The sequence below is a fragment of the Dyadobacter sp. CY345 genome (assembly GCF_021502725.1).
GTDB lineage: Bacteria > Bacteroidota > Bacteroidia > Cytophagales > Spirosomataceae > Dyadobacter.
Map to the genome: position 1 here is coordinate 104,471 of NZ_JAKFFS010000003.1, position 14,193 is coordinate 118,663.

The window sequence follows — 14,193 nt, forward strand, 5'->3', positions numbered from 1 at the left end:
TTAATTGAATTATTGATTACTTAATTAAAGGACAATATTACTAAAAATGGATTTGATATTTCTTTGTTAACATTTGCCAGACAGGCAACTCCTACGGAGTTTTGTCAAGTCGGGAATTATTTGGTACTATAAACAGGCAGCCCTTCCAGGGCTTTCTACTCAAAATTTGCTATTTAAATTGCTTAATCCAGTGCTTCGGAGAAGCATCCTGTTTATAGCAATCATGATTGTTATTCTAAAATGGCCTCTGTAATAGCCTCCTGATTTAGGATAAGACACAAACACAACTCCTACATATAATATTCCCATTCCGCTTCCGGCAGGTAATCCACCAGTGTCTGAGGAGATTTGCTTACTGCAACTCGTCCTGAGCGTACGAATTCAAGAATTTCGTGTGGTTTGATATAGTTGAAGAATTCGAAAATTTCTTCTTCCGTACCTGTTTTCTGAATGATCACATAAGTCAGGTGCCAATATACTACCCAGGCTTTATATACTTTGTTAATCGTTTCAATATCAAGAGGTTTTGCTCCGATTGGCGTTGAAATTTTAAACATCGCAATTTCATTGTAAGCAATATCATCGTTCAGATAACCAAAAACGGCAAGCACTTCGATGATCTTACGGATCTGGCGAACCAGTTTTTCAACAGCCTCACGCGATTCATGACGAATGACGATGGTGAAGCGGGATATACCCTTACGCTCCGTTTCCGAAACAGTCAGACTGTCGATGTTAATACGGCGACGGGTGAAAATGGTTGTGATCTTGTTTAATATCCCAATCGTATTTTCCGTAAATACGCAAATGGTGTAAGTTGTCATGATTCTTTAATGTCTAGTGAAAAAATGCAAGTGATTTCTGAAAATTCATTTACATTATTCCAGTCTGATATCCGCTACACAAGCTCCTGTTGGAACCATTGGGAATACGTTTTCTTCTTTTTCAACCAATACTTCCAATAAATATGGTTTGTCGGAAGCAAGCATTTTATCAAGCGAATCGTTAAGATCTTCTCTTGCGCCACATGTATGTCCGTCGATACCAAAACCTTTTGCGATCGTGATAAAGTCGGGGTTTTGAAGTTCCACAAATGAATAGCGTTTCTGGTGGAAAAGCTGTTGCCACTGGCGAACCATACCCAGGAAATTGTTATTTAATATGATGATTTTAACAGGCAAACCACTTTGCGCAATGGTTCCTAATTCCTGAATCGTCATCTGGAAACAGCCGTCACCGATAATCGCTACAACCTCACGATCAGGTGCTCCTACTTTCGCTCCGAAGGCTGCTGGAAGCGCATATCCCATCGTTCCCAAACCACCGGAAGTGATGAACGAATTTGGTTTTTTAAACTGATAATAACGCGCTGTCATCATTTGGTGCTGACCAACATCGGCTACCACAACTGCCTCTCCTTTTGTTTTATTGGAAAGGGTACGGATAACTTCCGCCATTTTTATTTTCTCCGTAGTCGGAGCAAGTTCCGGCTGCGTTATCTTTTCATCTTCAATCGAATCAAATTTCTTGAATTCCGCTCTCCATGCTTCGTGATTATTTTCTTTCACGAGTGGTAAAAGCATTTCCAAAGCACGTTTGGCGTCACCTACAACCGGCGCGTCTGCTTTTTTGATTTTATCGATCTCAGCAGGGTCAATTTCGATGTGGATAACCTTGGCTTGTTTTGCATAACGGCTCAAATCACCTGTCACGCGGTCATCAAAACGCATACCAATCGCGATAATTAAATCACATTGGTTGGTAAGAACATTGGTACCATAATTTCCATGCATCCCCAACCAGCCCACATAATTCGGGTGGTCGACAGAAACAGAGGAAAGTCCTAACAAGGTTGAAGCCGCAGGAACATCTGTTTTTTCAATAAATTGCAATAGTTCTTTTTCCGCATGCGCAATTTGTACGCCATGGCCGAAAAATAAAAACGGACGTTTAGATTCATTTATAAGCTTTGCAGCCGCTTCCACCTGCTCTTCTTTTGGCGACAGGCGTGGACGATAGCTAAGCAGTTTTTCGCATTTTTTATAGTCAAATGGTTTTGACATCAATTTCAGCTGGGCATCTTTTGTGATATCAATCAACACGGGGCCAGGACGGCCGGATTTTGCTATATAAAATGCTTTTGCAATGATTTCAGGTATTTCATCCGGATTAGTGATCTGGTAATTCCATTTTGTAATTGGAATGGTCACACCCATAATATCAGTTTCCTGGAAAGCATCCGTTCCCAGCAAATGAGATCCAACCTGACCAACGATACAAACCATTGGTGTTGAGTCGATTATTGCATCGGCAATTCCTGTAACCAGATTCGTAGCACCAGGACCTGATGTTGCCAAACATATTCCAACCTCACCAGTAATGCGGGCAAATCCCTCAGCAGCGTGTGCGGCACCTTGCTCATGACGTACGAGAATATGATCAATTTGTTCCTGATAGTCATAAATAGCATCGTAGACCGGCATGATCGCGCCGCCCGGATATCCAAAGATCGTTTTGACGCCTTCGATAATCAATGACTGGATCAGTGCGTGAGAACCGTTGATCAGTTCTGGTGCTGCTACCGAAACAGGCTGCTCAGCGATTCCGGTTGTTTGTGTTTGGTTTTCATTAAATTCCATGACCTCTACTTATTTAGTCGGATGAATTTTTTAATCTCAATTTTGAATAATCTCCGAAGCCTTCCTCGGCCATTTCAATTATCTCAGGCTCACCTTTTGCTTTCTTAAAAGACGCTATGTATTCAGCCTTTTTTAATTCTTCGAAATAATGGGTAAGAGCCGCAGCAATGACATCTTTTTTGCTCGTCTTCAACTTAGCCGCTACTAACTCTAATTCTTTGAGTAGCGTGTCAGGTAATTTGCTGGTGTATGTGACTTGCATAATTGTCAATACTTTTTGCACGAAATATTACGCTTCGTCAGTAACACATCCTTCACTGGCAGATTTCACCGTGCGGATATATCTTCCCAACATACCTTTTGTAAATTTCGGTGCTGGCTGTACCCATGCCGCTTTGCGTGCTGCCATTTCCTCATCAGAAATATGCACAATCAGTTGACGTGTGTTTGCATCAATTGTGATTCTGTCGCCATCTCTTACAAGTGCGATCGGGCCACCGTCAAATGCTTCCGGAGTGATATGCCCCACCACAAATCCGTGCGTTCCTCCTGAGAAACGACCATCTGTGATCAGTGCAATTTTATCACCCAGTCCGGCTCCCATAACCGCAGATGTTGGCTTCAACATTTCTGACATACCTGGTCCGCCTTTTGGTCCGGCATTACGGATAACCACCACGTGACCTTCTTTTATTTCTCCTTTGGAAAGCATGGTAATAATCTCCGTTTCATGCTCGCAGATTTTTGCTTCGCCATCAAATGTCAAACCTTCTTTACCAGTAATTTTTGCAACAGAACCCGTTGGAGCAAGGTTGCCGTATAAAATCTGGATATGTCCTGATGACTTAATCGGGTTTTCCAGCGGGAAAATAATTTTTTGTGTGTCAAAATTAAGATCCGGTGCTTCAGCCAAATCTTCAGCCAAAGTTTTTCCGGTTACTGTCAAACATTCACCGTGGATCAGTCCTTTTGAATACAAATATTTCATAACCGCAGGTACTCCGCCAATGGCAAGAATATCTTCCATGAAATATTTACCGCTTGGTTTAAGATCGGCGATAAACGGCACTTTGTTGGAAATTGCCTGAATATCATCCAATGTTAAAGGAAGATCTGCTGCACGAGCAATCGCAAGAAAGTGCAATGCTGCGTTTGTAGAACCACCCAATGCCATAACCACAGTCAGGGCATTTTCAAGCGATTTTTTTGTAATAATGTCTTTCGGGGTAATGTTCAGTTCCAGCAAATTTTTCATTGCCGCACCTATTTTTTTGCATTCTTCCTGTTTTCCTTCGTGCGTAGCCGGGTAAGAACTGCTGAAAGGTAAACTTAATCCCATTGCTTCAATGGAAGCGGCCATGGTGTTGGCAGTATACATACCACCGCAGGCACCCTGCCCAGGAATTGAATTTTGAATTATTCCTTTATAATCTTCGTCAGAAATATTGTTGGCAAACTTTTTACCAAGTGCTTCAAAAGCAGAAACGATATCCAGTTTTTGTCCTTTATAATGACCTGAACGGATCGTTCCACCATATACCATAATGGCAGGACGGTCTAAACGCGCCATCGCCATAACGGCACCCGGCATATTTTTGTCGCAACCTACCACAGCGATCACACCATCATACCACTGCGCAGCAACAACAGTTTCAATAGAATCTGCGATGATGTCACGACTTGGAAGTGAATAACGCATCCCGTCATTTCCGTTGGTCATACCATCAGAAACTCCAATCGTATTGAAGATCAGGCCGACCATATTATTAGCCGTGATTCCTTGTTTTACATAAACAGAAAGACCATTTAAGTGCATGTTACAAGGGTTTCCTTCATAACCTGTACTGGCAATACCGATCTGTGGTTTTGCCATGTCTTCTTCTTTTAATCCAATGCCGTAAAGCATTGCCTGAGCTGCCGGGTTTGTAACTTCCTGAGTTAAGGTTTTCGAAAATCTGTTTAGTTCTGTCGCCATTGTGAATTATTGTAAGATAAAAAACACCTCACTCAGCGGGTGAGTGAGGTGCGGATATATGCCGTTAACATCTCACTCACGTAAAAAACGTGACTACGATCAGTAGGAAGATGGAACGCACGATTAACATAAATCAATAGGAAAACGAAAATATTGTTTTTAGCGAAATTTCGCTAACTCTCGCTTGGTGTTACAAATTAGGAGCCTATCTTTTTATTTTCCAAATTTTAGGCCAAATATTTGCGGATATACTTAGATAAATCCCATATTATTTATTTGGTAAAGGTTCGTTCACAGAAAATAATTAATTTTGGTTTTCAATCAATGCAACATTCCATGCTAACAACCGAATCATCATCTCTCTACAATAATCTCGATCAAATGAGTGTCAATGAAATTTTGAACTCAATAAACCGGGAGGATCAGACCGTGCCCAATGCCGTTCAAAAGGTAATTCCTCAAATCGAAGCTTTGATCGAAGAGATCGTTCCGCGTATGAAAAAGGGCGGACGTTTATTTTATATCGGTGCCGGAACGAGTGGTCGTTTAGGGGTTGTAGATGCTTCAGAATGCCCGCCAACTTTTGGTGTTCCATTTGATTTGGTAGTGGGCATTATAGCCGGCGGTGATATTGCGATCAGAAAAGCAGTGGAAAATGCAGAAGATAACTGGACGCAGGCCTGGATTGATCTTGCTCCATATAATTTAGATGAAAACGATACGCTGATTGGGCTCGCCGCTTCCGGCCGCACGCCATATGTGATTGGTGGATTAAACGAAGCGAAAAAAGCTGGTTTGCTGACAGGTTGTGTGGTTTGCAACAGCGGTTCTCCTATTGCAGCCGCTTGTGAGTTTCCTGTTGAAGTGGTTGTCGGACCAGAATTCCTAACGGGAAGCACAAGAATGAAATCTGGTACTGCACAAAAACTGGTGTTGAATATGATCTCCACTGCTGTGATGATCCGTTTGGGAAAAGTAAAAGGAAATAAAATGGTGGATATGCAGATGACCAATGAAAAACTGGTAAATCGTGCGATCCACATGATTATAGATGAACTAGGTGTTTCGCCTGATGAGGCAGAATCCTTGCTGGATCAGTATGGCAGTGTTCGTGGTGCAATTGAGGCGGTGAGGAAGTAGTTGTTATAAGCTCTGCAAATCAAATTTTTCATATCATTTGAATTGTTTGGTTAGGGTCGATTAAAATGTGTTTTTATCTTAATAAATTAAATAACAGATAAATATCTCAGCACAAACTATACCACCCTTTCAGGGTTTTGCTTGATTAATTAAACTATTCTCTATAATACTGTCATCCTTTCAGGATTTCCTCTGCCAGTAATTTGTACTAGTTAAAAGAAAAAGGTCAGAATAACCGGAAGTATGCCGATAGTTCTGACCTTTTTCAAAATATTGTTAACAATTAAATATCTGAGTACTCAGTTGGATACATGTAGAAACTTGTATTTTTTGATACGTTGTTCTGATATTCCGGGTTAACTTTCAATTTACCCCACTCTGCGTCATCACTAAAAGATTTCCAATGAGCATCACGGTCAGCTTTATTTTCAAAAGTAGTCATGTACATCAAATTTGGCTGATGACTTCCGGCAATTACTTCTCCGTAAAAAACTGCATTAAATCCAAGTCTAACGAATAGCGGAATTTCTCCTCCATCGTTGAACATTTTTACCTTGTTCTGATATCTTCTCTCGGTATGTCCTTCATAACTGCGCATTTCATATACACGTTCGCTTTTCGGCGCACTTAACTTTGGTTTCGAATGCACCGGCATCGAAGTAAAAGCTTGAAGAATCGTCGTTTCGATACGCACATAAGGTGGGTTTTTAAATGGTGCTTCAAGATAATCTTTTCCAGCTTCCAGATATTTTGAATCCTTATCCAGCAATTTTGGAAGCGTCAAAAGTTGGTCCAGAGAGCTCAACGGCGTGAAAACATATATTAATTTTCCACTCATGGTATCACTTGGAACAGGCTTGAAAACCCCCACATCTTTAATTCCGGCACGATGTAAAGCTGGTATGTATGCATCTTTTAAGAAAGCTTCCACAGCAGCTTCCTGCGTTTTGTCTTTCAAATGATACATTTTAATTTCATAAAATTCTCTTTTAGGCGCTGCTGCTATCGAGGCTATGGATAACGCTAACATAAGAAGGCTTAAAAGAAAAGTACGTTTTTGGGGCTTGTTCATAAAAATAAGATCGCTCTCTATTGTTGTATAAGTTTAAACTAAAAAGAAAACGTTTTTAATTTTATACTGTATAAAAAATGCAGACAATAGCTTGTCTGCATTGATTTTTAGCAATAAAATCTATAATCCTCCTAAAATTTCGGGCAAGACAGCTGATTTTTACTACTTCTTGAACGTCTTGGTTTTGGAGTCAGCGGTTCGAAGATATACGAAAGCGAAATCTCATGTGCTCCTCCACTTCCCGCTCCCAATGTCGAAATGGTCAAATCATAACTATATCCAATCGAAAATTTATCCTGGCGAAAACCGGCAAGAAAAACTAGAGACTCATGGTTATTAATAGAGGGCTCATATTTCTTAAAAGGAATTCCACGATACCACATTCCTAAAACCAAGGGCTCGATCGTCACATAAAGCCCCATATCCAACTGGTCATATTTTCCTTGTTTTTTGTATAAAATGGCTGGCGAAATACTTTTTTCTTTATCAATCTCATTTCCTAAAAACGTATAACCAGCAAACGGTATCCGAAGACCAGCCTGCAAGCTTGCTTTTACCGGCAGTCTTGCTTCTGTTCCGCTGAATGCCTGATTTGGCCGGTTGATATGATGCGCCGCAAGTCCAAGCCAGTACCAATCCGAATAGACCATCATACCTGTTGAGAAATCAGCATAGGAAACATTTGGGCCTCCTTGCGCAAAAGGATCTGTCGAAGGGTTTCCGGTAAACCCTCCATTGGTAAACTGATCGCCGAATGTCAATCCATAATAATCAAGTGAACGTGAAGAAAAACCGCCCTGAATACCTAATCGGAGCGAAGTAACATCGTTTAGGTTGATTTGATAAGCATATTGAAGTGCTATGTCAGTGGCTTTAAGATTACCTAATCCCTGGCTGTCTGTCGTTACCTGAACTCCGATTCCACTATTGTAGTTAGGAAGAAATACATCCGCTCCGAAAGATGCCGTCACAAAATTGGCTGAAAGTGCTGGCCACTGATTTCTGTAATTGGCAGTCAGACGAGGAGCAAGCGCGCCACCTGCAAGGGCGGGATTAAGGTACAACGGGTTAGCATAAAACTGCGAGAATTGCGGATCCTGACTCCAACCTTCGAGGCTGAGCAGTGTCATAAAGAAAATAGAGAGTAAACGCTTTATCATATAATAATAAACTTTGTCCGCTATTTAAGGCGAAATGTGTATAGAGACGTAAAAAATTACAAATTTTAATTCACAAATTGTCGCCACATTGCGTATTAATATTCAAATTACTATGGTTTTTAAGACATTACCACACAAAATTTTAACATATTATTTTCGTTAGAATGATCGGGTAACAAGAATATTTAATTGGCGGGGTAGGGATGATTGATTTAGTAACGAAACATGAGGCGATTTTATAATACACATCGGAAAATATTTTATTCATTTTTCTTTTTGCTATTCCTGGCGACGGGTTTTGCGAATGCGCAGACTTTTACCGTAACTGAAACTTGCGTTCCAAGTCCGGCTTGTGCCGAGGATGGAACTGTGTTTACAGAAGACCCGAATAGCACGGCTATTGCATGGGAGTGGGATTTTGGTGATGGCGGAACCGATATTGTCAGGAATCCGCTTCATGCATACAAAACAGCACAACCATTTACCGTAACATTAACCAGGACATTTGCAAATGGAAGTAAAACTACTGAGCAACAAACGATAACAATAGGAGAAGTTCCTCCTCCATTTCAAGAATGGAAGTCAGATACCACCATTTGTCCCAATACAAGTTTAGTCCTCAATCCATATCCAAATGGAGCCCCTGATGGAGCCACGTATTTGTGGTATCCTAAAGGTGAAACTACACCTACATTGGAAGTTGACAGCTCAGGCTGTTATTCTGTTGAGGTGATTATGCCTAATGGTTGTAAGCTTCAGGACCGTGTAAACGTAAAAATCTGCATGGAGCCTGCTAATCAGGAAGGTGCAAAATGGTTCTTCGGGGGAAATGCCGGACTTGATTTTTCAAGTTCTCCGCCGGCTCCAATTACAGATGGGAAAGTTAATACGCCCGAAGGATCATCGTCTATTGCAAACTCAAAGGGTATCTTACAGTTTTATTCGGATGGGATAAAGATTTATAATCGAGATAATGAAGAGATGCAGTGTGCTTTCAGTGGTACATGTGAGCCTCTTAAAGGAAGTCCTAGTTCTACACAATCTGTATTGATAGTACCGCAGCCTACATGTAAGGGCTGTGAATATTTGTTTAATGTTTTTACTACCACGGAAATTGAGGGTAGTAAATTTTTAACAAAGAGTGTCGTGGATATGCGACTTAATTTCGGAAAAGGTGAAATTATTGAACAAAATACGACTTTACAACAGCCAACAACAGAGCGTATCGCCGCTGTTCAAAATAAAAGAGATAGTACTTATTGGGTGATTTCTCATGATTACGGTACCAACAAATTCCGTATTTTCCATGCTACAACCGGCGGTTTGACTGAAACCAGTTCTCCTGAATTAGGTATGGCACATGATTCGCCAAATGAGGCTGAGGGTTATATGAAGTTTTCTGCCGCAGACAGCACCGGAGCACGGCAGCTGGCTGTGATTATCCCCGGTCCTCCTACGAATTATGTGGAGCTTTTTAATTTCAATGATTCTACGGGCGTTCTTACCTATAATAAAACACTTGACCTCGGTCCTGCCCCGCCCACTGCATACGGTATTGAATTTTCACCCAGTGGCGAAAAAATGTATGTTTCCTTTCAAGGGGAAGGCAGTTCTAAGTCTTATCTGAAACAGTTTGATCTGACTTTTAGTGACAGCTTGATTGTAGAATCTGCGCTTGTCATCGATAGTTCGGCAACAGAAAAATACGGTGCTTTGCAGATAGCCCCTGATGGCAAAATATACATGGCTATTGAAGGAAGTGACTATCTGGCTTCTATCGGAGAACCGGAGCGAAATTCTGCCTCTGCCATTGAATATGAGAAAGAAGGCGTGAATCTCGGTGGAAAGAAAAGTGAGTTAGGATTGCCAAGTATGGTTCAGGATTTTACTCAGGAGGCATCCGGGCCGGGATTTTCTGCGGATGGTTTTTGTACGAATGAACCAACAAATTTCGAAGCCGGGCCGATTTGTGATCCAAAAGAAGATACATACAGCTGGAACTTTGGTGACGGAACTGCCCCTACTGCTCCATCCAAGGAACAGCAACAAGCGTCACACATTTACACTCAGCCTGGAAGTTATGAAGTTACATTACGTCAGATGAATGACTGTACTACAATGGTTACGAGGGATACCATTGTGATTTATGAAACACCTCCTGCCATGAACCTCAGGGCTAATATTGATACTTGTGGACAATACATTCAGTTGGATATGGGTATCACGGCTCAGGTTTATGAATGGTATAACCGTGGTAGAATTGTCAGCCGTTCGAGAACATTACGGGTGACAGCTACTGGCCGTTACATAGCGGTAGCTTATAATGGTCCAAGAAGAGATTGTTTTACAGCGGATACAACTGAGGTCACTCTCCGAAAACCACCTCCATTTGAACTCGGTGCCGATACAACCATGTGCCGTGACAGTTCCATTCTGATTACTGCGCCTGGATTGACATGGCGGGAATTTTTGTGGAATACCGGTGAAGATACCCGAAGCATTACAGTGCGTCAGCCTGGTACTTACTTCGTTCAGGTTAAAAATGGTAATGATTGTTACAACTATGACACGCTTCAGGTTACAGAATTGCCATCGCCAATTTTACGATTGGCACCTGAATATTATATCTGTATTCCAGACGGAGGCTCCACCATTCTAAATGCTAACGGAAGCGATGTCTTACATTATGAATGGCCGCATTCCGGTGATACCACACAGACGGTAACCGTAAACACAGAGGGAGTCTTTACCGTTCTGGCGACAAATAAAGAAGGATGTGTGGCCCGGCAATCCACAACGGTGCTGGATCAATGTGAGCCTCGTTTCTTTATTCCGGATGCTTTTACACCTAATGGTGACGGGCAAAATGAGAATCTGGATGTTTTCGGCGCTTATTATATCAATTATTCCATCAGAGTCTACAACCGTTGGGGAGAAGTGATTTATGCGACAAACTCCATTGAAGATAAATGGGACGGAACTTACAAGGGTGTCAAAGTGCAGCCGGGCGTTTATCCTTATGTGGTGTCATACGAAGCTGAATATTTCCCTGAAAGAAATCCGGTCGTAATTCGCGGGTCGGTGATGGTGGTGCGCTAGAAGTTCGGTTTTGCCATTAAAAACGGTTATTTTTGATTAAAAAATCGTTATGTTTTAATCAGAACGTAACTTAATAGTAGCAAAAAGCTTATGCGCCAGGATTATCTGTCCGGAGATAAAGAAACTCTTTCCAATACTGACAAAGATATTGACCGGGCACTGCGTCCGTTGTCGTTTGACGATTTTACAGGACAGGATAAAATTCTTGAAAACCTTAAAATATTTGTTCAGGCGGCCAAACAACGCGGTGATGCGCTGGATCATGTTTTGCTGCACGGGCCTCCGGGTTTGGGCAAAACTACTTTGTCGCATATCATAGCCAATGAACTTGCGGCAGGTATCAAAATAACGTCCGGGCCGGTTTTAGATAAACCAAGCGATCTTGCAGGTCTGTTAACAAATTTGCAGGAACACGATGTACTTTTTATCGATGAAATCCACCGTCTGAATCCGGTTGTTGAAGAATATCTGTATTCTGCGATGGAAGATTACAAGATCGATATTATGCTCGACAGCGGGCCTAATGCACGCAGTATCCAGATCGGCCTGAATCCGTTTACATTGATCGGTGCTACAACGAGGGCGGGTATGCTGACTTCGCCACTACGTGCGCGTTTTGGTATCAATGCGCGGCTCGAATATTATGATGCGCAATTATTGGCTTCAATCCTCAAACGTTCCGCTATTATTCTGGGAACGCCGCTGGAAGACGACGCCGCGTTCGAAATTGCCCGACGCAGCCGTGGAACCCCTCGTATTGCCAATAATCTGTTACGCCGGACCCGGGATTTTGCTCAGGTAAAAGGCACTGGTAAAATTACGATTCCTATTGCCCAAATGGCATTATTGGCGCTCAACGTTGATCAAAATGGACTGGATGAAATGGATAATCGGATTTTGACGACCATTATAGAAAAATTTAAAGGCGGGCCAGTCGGACTTTCAACCATCGCGACAGCCTGCGGAGAAGAGGCAGAAACGATTGAGGAAGTGTATGAGCCGTTCCTGATCCAGGAAGGTTATATGAAGCGGACTTCGCGTGGACGGGAAGTGACTGAAAAAGCTTACAGGCATTTGGGAATACTGCCCAGACACAGATCAGGAGAACTGTTTTAACCCAAAACAAGATCACGAAATTTTCATATTTTTATTTAACGGTAAAACCAGTGAAGTCTTGAAAATCAATTCAATACTCGCTGGTTTTTCTCGATTATACTCTGTACTTTTGCGGTAAATTTTGTGTCACCGTTGGGTATGGTCGAAAGTATTGTTGCTGTAAAATTAGTCGTCCGCGTTCCTTGCGCCATTATTGAGCATAATGGAAAAGTACTAGCTGGTCAGCGTAATGCTGCGCTTTCATTTCCCCTGCAATGGGAATTTCCCGGTGGCAAGCAGGAAGACAATGAAACGGATGAGGAAACGCTGGTTCGTGAGATCCGGGAAGAACTTGACGTCGAAATTGATATAATTCAAAAACTGCCGGTCACAACCAAAGATCAGGGATGGCGGGAAATTATTCTTGTTCCTTTCGTTTGTAACCTTCGCACTTACAATATTACGCTTACCGAACATGAGCAGATCTTATGGCTTACACCAGAAGATCTACCCTCGCTCGATTGGACAGAAGCCGATTTAGGTGTTATCAAAAGTTACTTTGACTACCTAGCGGGAAAATTCTAATCTGCTTCCTTTCACTGTTTCGTCAAAATTCCCGTTTTCATAGGCAAGGTGGCCTGAGACGAAAGTATGTGTGATCACAGAATGGAAATTTGTTCCTTCAAATGGAGACCAGCCGCATTTTGAATACAAATTTGAAGGTTGTACCGATGTCGTTCCGTCAAGGTCAACCAATACCAGATCTGCCCAGTAACCTTCACGAATATATCCGCGCTCTTTAATCTGGAAACAATCTGCCACCGCATGGCTCATTTTTTCAGCTACCCGTTCTAATGGAATCTTTCCCTTTTTGCTGAATTCCAGCATCACATTCAGCGTATGCTGAATCAAAGGCAAACCGGAAGGTGCCTGCCAGTATGGAAGTGCTTTTTCTTCGATGGTATGTGGCGCATGATCGGTTGCAATTACATCGATGCGGTTATCTAAAAGTGCCTGGAAAATGGCTTCCTTATGATGAGGTGCTTTGATGGCCGGATTACATTTTATTTTATTTCCCAGCGTGTGGTAATCTTCGGCGTCAAACCATAAATGATGAACACATGCTTCCGAAGTTACCAGTTTCGGAGAACCATTTGCCAATAATATTTTCCCGTTTTTACGCTCTCCTACTTCAAAAAGAGATACTTCATCTCCCGTTGAGATATGCAGGATATGTAATCTCGTGCCATGTTTATGTGCAAGTCCACTGGCAAATGAAGAAGAAATCAGACAGGCTTCCTCATTTCTGATCAAAGCGTGAATATCATAGGGAACATTTTCGCCGTATTTCTCTTTATAAAATTCCATTCTGTGGCGAACTGTTGCTTCGTCTTCACAATGTGTCGCGATCAACATGGGTGCATTGGCGAAGAGTTTTTCAAGCACTTCCGGCGAATCTACCAACATATTTCCAGTGGAAGAGCCCATGAAGATTTTGATACCACAAACCTGCGTCGGGTCAGTACGCATTACCTCGTCATAATTGCTGTTTGAGCCGCCCATGAAGAAGGAATAATTGGCCAGAGAGGTTCTTTCTGCAATGTCATATTTATCCTGTAACAATTGCTGCGTCAGCGCATTCGGAACAGTATTAGGCATTTCCATGAAAGAAGTTACGCCTCCTGCGACCCCGGCGCGCGCTTCTGAATGAATATCTGCCTTATAAGTCAAACCGGGTTCTCTGAAATGAACCTGATCATCTATTACGCCGGGAAGTAAATACGTGCCTTTTGCATCGATAATTCTGTCGGCTGCAAGATGCTGCAGGTTTTTGCCAATACGTTCAATGTGACCATTGCTAATATATACGTCAGATTCCTGAATCGTGTTTTCGTTCACGACGCGGGCATTCAGAATAAGGGTATTCATCGCGTAACCGGAATAGTTAAGTAAAAATCCAAAGATAGTATTGAAGTGGTAAAGTTAACAAGTCTGCGCTGACAGGCTAAATAA

The 14,193-nt window shown here is 42.0% G+C and carries 11 protein-coding genes; 4 read left to right on the plus strand and 7 right to left on the minus strand.

The annotated features are described in order from the left end of the window. Positions 1–290 precede the first annotated feature (290 nt). The 4 genes from ilvN to ilvD are packed head-to-tail and all read right to left on the minus strand — an operon-like array spanning position 291 to position 4,614. A complete protein-coding gene (ilvN, locus tag L0657_RS14260) occupies positions 291–824 on the minus strand; it encodes an acetolactate synthase small subunit (protein ID WP_090340612.1) in 534 nt (177 codons plus the stop codon). Between the two features lie 54 nt (positions 825–878). Next, positions 879–2,639 carry a biosynthetic-type acetolactate synthase large subunit gene (gene ilvB / locus L0657_RS14265; protein ID WP_234650959.1) on the minus strand — a complete coding sequence of 587 codons (1,761 nt, stop codon included), beginning with the start codon at positions 2,637–2,639 and terminating at the stop codon, positions 879–881. Between the two features lie 13 nt (positions 2,640–2,652). Then, the gene (locus L0657_RS14270; protein WP_234650956.1) at positions 2,653–2,901 is read right to left on the minus strand and encodes a CopG family transcriptional regulator; all 249 of its coding nucleotides are present in this window, start codon (positions 2,899–2,901) and stop codon (positions 2,653–2,655) included. A gap of 27 nt (positions 2,902–2,928) precedes the next feature. Then, a complete protein-coding gene (gene ilvD / locus L0657_RS14275; RefSeq protein WP_234650954.1) occupies positions 2,929–4,614 on the minus strand; it encodes a dihydroxy-acid dehydratase in 1,686 nt (561 codons plus the stop codon). Positions 4,615–4,950: 336 nt separating this feature from the next. Here ilvD and murQ point away from each other — a divergent pair, with 336 nt between their 5' ends. Further along, a complete protein-coding gene (gene murQ / locus L0657_RS14280) occupies positions 4,951–5,754 on the plus strand; it encodes an N-acetylmuramic acid 6-phosphate etherase (protein WP_235151480.1) in 804 nt (267 codons plus the stop codon). A gap of 283 nt (positions 5,755–6,037) precedes the next feature. Here murQ and L0657_RS14285 read toward each other — a convergent pair whose 3' ends face one another. Further along, positions 6,038–6,826 carry an NIPSNAP family protein gene (locus tag L0657_RS14285; RefSeq protein ID WP_235151481.1) on the minus strand — a complete coding sequence of 263 codons (789 nt, stop codon included), beginning with the start codon at positions 6,824–6,826 and terminating at the stop codon, positions 6,038–6,040. 131 nt (positions 6,827–6,957) lie between these two features. Next, a complete protein-coding gene (locus tag L0657_RS14290) occupies positions 6,958–7,986 on the minus strand; it encodes a type IX secretion system membrane protein PorP/SprF (RefSeq protein ID WP_235151482.1) in 1,029 nt (342 codons plus the stop codon). A gap of 225 nt (positions 7,987–8,211) precedes the next feature. Here L0657_RS14290 and L0657_RS14295 point away from each other — a divergent pair, with 225 nt between their 5' ends. From L0657_RS14295 to L0657_RS14305, 3 genes are all read left to right on the plus strand, one after another. After that, a complete protein-coding gene (locus L0657_RS14295) occupies positions 8,212–11,085 on the plus strand; it encodes a PKD domain-containing protein (RefSeq protein WP_235151483.1) in 2,874 nt (957 codons plus the stop codon). A gap of 90 nt (positions 11,086–11,175) precedes the next feature. Further along, positions 11,176–12,201: a Holliday junction branch migration DNA helicase RuvB gene (gene ruvB, locus L0657_RS14300; protein ID WP_235151484.1), complete on the plus strand. Its 1,026-nt coding sequence runs from the start codon at positions 11,176–11,178 to the stop codon at positions 12,199–12,201. A gap of 138 nt (positions 12,202–12,339) precedes the next feature. After that, a complete protein-coding gene (locus L0657_RS14305; protein WP_235151485.1) occupies positions 12,340–12,765 on the plus strand; it encodes a (deoxy)nucleoside triphosphate pyrophosphohydrolase in 426 nt (141 codons plus the stop codon). On the opposite strand, the gene L0657_RS14310 is transcribed toward L0657_RS14305, so the two are convergent. Beyond that, positions 12,748–14,109, minus strand: a complete 1,362-nt coding sequence (locus L0657_RS14310) for a dihydroorotase (RefSeq protein WP_235151486.1) — start codon at positions 14,107–14,109, stop codon at positions 12,748–12,750. The genes L0657_RS14305 and L0657_RS14310 overlap by 18 nt on opposite strands. Positions 14,110–14,193: the final 84 nt, after the last annotated feature.